Source organism: Okeania sp., assembly GCF_983059655.1.
The window spans coordinates 1-5,026 of sequence record NZ_CEZPJD010000601.1 but is presented as its reverse complement, the minus strand read 5'-3'; the positions used below and the strand labels follow the sequence as shown (position 1 = coordinate 5,026).

3 protein-coding genes are annotated in these 5,026 nt (G+C 37.7%); 1 reads left to right on the top strand and 2 read right to left on the bottom strand.

Going from position 1 to position 5,026, the window contains the following annotated elements; genetic code table 11:
- Positions 1–1,203: 1,203 nt before the first annotated feature.
- A complete protein-coding gene (locus AC3DU7_RS24965; RefSeq protein ID WP_488041994.1) occupies positions 1,204–3,576 on the bottom strand; it encodes a CHAT domain-containing protein in 2,373 nt (790 codons plus the stop codon).
- A 60-nt stretch (positions 3,577–3,636) separates the two neighbouring features.
- Between AC3DU7_RS24965 and AC3DU7_RS24960 the strand changes: the two genes are divergently transcribed.
- Positions 3,637–3,846 carry a hypothetical protein gene (locus AC3DU7_RS24960; protein ID WP_488041993.1) on the top strand — a complete coding sequence of 70 codons (210 nt, stop codon included), beginning with the start codon at positions 3,637–3,639 and terminating at the stop codon, positions 3,844–3,846.
- Between the two features lie 146 nt (positions 3,847–3,992).
- Here AC3DU7_RS24960 and AC3DU7_RS24955 read toward each other — a convergent pair whose 3' ends face one another.
- Positions 3,993–4,286 (bottom strand): helix-turn-helix domain-containing protein, encoded by a 294-nt coding sequence (locus AC3DU7_RS24955; protein ID WP_488041992.1) that lies wholly within the window; start codon positions 4,284–4,286, stop codon positions 3,993–3,995.
- Between the last annotated feature and the right edge of the window lie 740 nt (positions 4,287–5,026).

Genomic DNA, 5,026 nt, shown 5'->3' with positions numbered 1-5,026 from the left:
CTTAATACTCTACTTTCTTGAGAATATAGCGCTGTGCGCAGGCAACAGGCAACAGGCAACAGGCAACAGGGGGAATAAATTGCCGATAACATAAGACTTTTAGCTATTGGGCAAATCCTGCAATTTGTAAATATACCAGCGCTCACTGCTATACTTAAATAATTTTTAAAGTAGAGAAGCCAGGAGTAGATAGAAACTTAAAATTTTCCCTTCTCCTGCCTCCTCCTTTATTATTTTTTCGGCTGCTTCCTCTTGTATTCCGACTCTTTTTTAAATTAGTTATTAGCCAATTTAAAAATAAACCGTTACTAAATCTAATTTGGCATTGCTGAAATAAGATATGAAATTGGTGAGTGAGTAATACCAAATTCAAAAAAGGCAGTTACATCTTAATTTGTGATTTCTTCTTAAAAGAAAAAATTATAAATTCCATAAATTCTAAAATTTCCACCTTTTTTCCTCTTTAATATTTATGTTTTTCTTTCTCTGTTCCCTGTTCCCAGCTCCGGTGTTCCCTGTTCCCTGTGTCCTCACGCTTTGCAATATTTTATGAAATTGGTATAAGATTGAGAGTCATTTCAGTTATCAGTTATCAGTACCTCTGCCTAAAGTCAGAGGCTTGAAATATTGAAGTTGATTTTCTCTTGGTCCATTGGATATGGCGTTTGCTACCGCAAAGCTTTCCGTTCCGGAAAGCGTCCCGGAGGGAACGGAGACCCGCTCTTGACAGAGCCGCTCCGCTTTGCGTTAGCAAATGGCTATTCTCCCCTACTAACTACTAAAAATCATACAATCATTCAGCAAAACCTCCAATTTTAATCTATTACTAGTGCAGGATAGCGGAAATAATTAGGGTTTGCTGAAAAAAAATTTTTTGTAAGGGTAGGAGCCAGAATCGGTGAATCGGTGAAGTCAGGAGGAATGGGAATTATAGAAGAAGTAGTCAGAAGAATAGTACCTTGATTGTTCTGCCATAATTCTCCCAAAATGCGCTCCTTTTTGAGCATTTTAGACTGAAAACTTGCGCACTTTTTTAGACCTAAAAATGCTAAAACCTTTGCCTATAAATACTTTGAGATTTAATCAGCAAGCCCTAATTAACCAGTTAAAAAAGGTCCAAAAGCTTGTATAATAATATTTCTTCCCTTCAGCATAGCTGCTATCCTAGATAACTAAAGCCTCCAGCATAGCTGCCTTTTTGCACTAGGCAATATCTTCAAAGTGCTTATTCTGTTCAACTGGTTGTTTATGATCTCGAAGTCTCAATAATAAATCCCAATCTTGACGAGCAGTGGGAGACCACAACCAATTTTTTTGTAATTGTTGGATATGAAACTCTTTGCCAGCTTCTCTCATAACTTTCCTAGCATATTTTAAAGCTTGTTCAGGAGTTTTCTGTAAATTTTTAGCGGATTTTAGTTTAATTAATCCTAAGCCTGCATAAGCATTCATAGCTTCTCTCTTATTGACAGATAAATTTCCTCGATCGCTATCAGAAACAGGACGAGCTTTTTCCATTTCTGGGGTTATTTCTCCTGATAAATGCAATACTTTTAACCAAGCTCCATAAGCTTTTTCAATATCTCCTTTAGTGTAATAAGCAAAGCCTAAAGCATTTTGATATTGAATATTTTCTGGACTTTTTACAGCAGCCTTTTCCCAATAACTTATAGCTTCATCTATCAGGTTATTTTGATTTCCATCTTGGAAGATTTCCCAAGCTAATCTACCTTTAAGAAAATTAATTTCTGGATAGTCATTGAGTTGAGTAGGTACAGAAGCGATCGCTTCTCCTGCTTTTGCTAATTCTCCTCTTTCTAATAATGTTTCTACAACCAACTTTCCAGCCTGAATATCATTTTGCTTAAACTGTCTAATTGCCAGTATTTGTGCTTCTTGGATGCTACTATTTTTTTTATTAGCATTAACCAGTCGAACCCTGTTATAGTCATAATTAATCCCTGGATCTGGGGCTTTAGGAAGCAATTGAGCATTTCCTGGTGACAGTCTATTGAAAGTAATTATATTAGTACCAAAAGCTAACATTACTAATGATGCAGCAGATAATAATGTTTTTTTCCAGGAAAACTTATGAGATTTTTCCTGAGTATTTGGTGTGGTTAATACTGACTGAGTTTGTGTTACTATTTCTTCTGGTTTTTCATAGCTTTTATTCCTGAGTTGTTCTGTTATTTCTCTTTCTTGCAATAACTCTTGGAGAGTCTTGACCTGGTCTTGATTATCTGTAGTCTGCAAATTAAAATTATCTGTTTGAGGTTCATTAGGAAATTCCTCTATATTCTCCAGATCGATATTTGGTTCTACACGAGTTGAATCTTCTGGCGACTCTGGTGATGCAACTTTTTCCTCAACAAATTCCTCAAAAGGTTCAACAATTTCATTTGGCAAGTTGCTGGGTTTTTGAATCAGACAACCATCAAATTCTGAATGTAGGTAGACAACAGGTAATGCCCAATAAAGCTCATGGGAACCATAAGCAGAAATCAATCCTTGTCGTGCCCGACTCAAACTTAAGTCTACGGGATAACCTTGATTGAGATTTCGATAAAAAAGCCGTGTCAAGCTCAGAGAAACCTCATCTGGAATGCGTTCTGCCATTGCTAGCACTCCCGGAATACCTCGTTTAACTAGCGCTTCTGCCAAGTTGAGCGCTACTTCATCATCAGTATGGTTAACTGATTGGTTGTAAGCACCTCGACATGAGTTGAAGACCGCCATCTGAATACCATTGTTAACTAACAACCCTGCTAGGTCTCTACCACTGAGACTTTCTGTTAACCCTGTTGTATTGCTGACCAGAGATATTTCACCGCCGGAAATACCCCAGTTGCTATGACCTGCATAGTGGAAAACTTGATATTTACCTTGCTCTAAATGTTGAGTAAGTTGTTCTCGCCCAGGTTGCCTGAGAATATCTAGGTGGATCTGAGTGTCTCCACTATTTATTTGTAGCTCTTGTTGCAATGCCTCGTATTCTTTTTCCAGTTGCAGACTATCTTTATCGCTAGGAGCTGCGATCGCCATTAAGATTTTTAATGGTTCTTCTGGAGTTCGTGTCCGGGTTTGTTTAGGTAAAGAAGTATTAGGTTGATAGCGAGAGAAAATTACATCCGTACCAGTGGCAAGGGGGCGATCGCCTGCATGGAGTACCTCCCAAGGCAAACTGGATATACGTCTGTCTTTAGTCCCCAGACGTAGCTGTAATACTTCTCCTCGATTATGAGCTATTCCTTGAGCGCAACTCCAGCTATCTCTCAGGGTGTCTTTGAATAGCTCTTGATACATTTCTTGGCCTAATGCTACTAAACTTGGACTTACCACTTCCCCAGACCTGGACACAACCTGACTAGGGATGACTACCTGAGTATTGGACTTTCCTTCTAGGAGATCGAGCAATGGATCGCGAAATAGGTGACGTGCTTGGGCCAACCATTGTTCTACAGGCCATTCGACAATTTCTTCAGCCACTAACCCACCAATAGGTACTTTTTCTGTCCGAACAAAGTATTCGTCTTCTCCCAGAGGAGTAATTGAAATATGAAATTCCTGTGTCACTTATTTTTCATCCTTCTACTGAATTTACTCCGCCAAAACTCCCGATATTTGCTTTTGATTATGAATAAATGGGAAAGAAATGACGGCTGTGGATTTGGTGTTCTACTATTTTGGATTTTAGATTTGGGAAACTTTCTCTGTGTAGGAGTGTTGAGTATCCCTGACCTAGCAACCTTAAAGTGTTGGTATAAAAAAGCTAAAAGTAGTGCTGATGATGATTTATCAGAACTAGCAATTTGCACGCCTAGTTGTAGTGTTATCTATGACTAACTTAGACCGCTTGGTTAGTATGGGTAACACTCATTTTTTTGTTTCTTCATCTATAGTTAGTCTCAGATTTCTGAGGCTTGCTATTTAAATCTCCTTTTCAACCACCTATTAACTAATTCAGGAGTACTTTCCGGATAATTTGATCGTCATTGGTATTGACCAAATCTTTTTTTTGAGAGTAATAGTCTGGATGATCTCTTAATTGAGGAATTGGCATGCACCTTGGGGCAAGCGTTAACTGGACAACGGTTTTCTGACCACCATGAGAACTTTTCAGCCAACCGATAGTTGTACTGCCGACGTAACAATTCCAACCATAATTCTATTGTGCCTATTTGTTCTTTGTTGGGCCTTAATTTATATTGATAAGCGGTTCGCATAATCGATATGGGTAAGCTGACCGGGTTATACCATTTCTGAATAATAATGCTATGTAGCATTTCTCAGGCTAGTCAGGTACGCTGCTGGAGGTCTCCCACTACCCCTTGACAAGTGGGAAAACTGGAAGTACCCCTTTTTGGGGAATTTAGGGGGATCGTTGGTTTACCTCACGCCTTGTGAAAACCGCTATGTTTGATTAACATCTCACCACTCTCTACCTCCCCATTACAAAGATACATAGCAAATTTTTGAGAAATGGTATTACATATTTATCTACTGTGTATCTAGACAACATTATAAGTAAAAAGTTTCTTTTTTACCTAGTTTATCTACAGTGAATTTATTTCGGTTTACCGAAATTTTATTTGTTTTAGGCTATTTAAGGACCTTTTTTTAATTTATACAATACTAATTTATCAACTATTGTTGTAACTCCGGAAGGTTATACCATCATTTTTTTATATCCTTAAAAACTAGAAAGCTTTTTTCTCAGAACAATCTAAGTACCGATAAATTTTGTAGTAGAGTTGGTATCGGATAATTTGAGTTGTATATCTTTAAAAATAAGTAAGTTGGCATAAGTAAACCAAACTATGGGCAGAGAGCAGAGGGCAGAAGGTAGAAGGTAGAAGGGAAAGAAAAGTTTAAAGGGAAAAAGTTTTTTTGTCACTAATTATCTGGACATGATATATAGCCTTTTCATTTGAAATGCAGAAACAGAGTCTTGCTCAAAAGGAAATAGGGAACACTCAAGAAGAAAAAACACTATTAAATAGACATCTCCAGAAAAGAGGGAACA

What these genes read in the sequence shown, in the direction of transcription:
- AC3DU7_RS24955 (WP_488041992.1), bottom strand. Translation starts at nt 4,286, where the DNA reads ATGCTACATAGCATTATTATTCAGAAATGGTATAACCCGGTCAGCTTA.
- AC3DU7_RS24960 (WP_488041993.1), top strand. Translation starts at nt 3,637, where the DNA reads ATGAATAAATGGGAAAGAAATGACGGCTGTGGATTTGGTGTTCTACTA.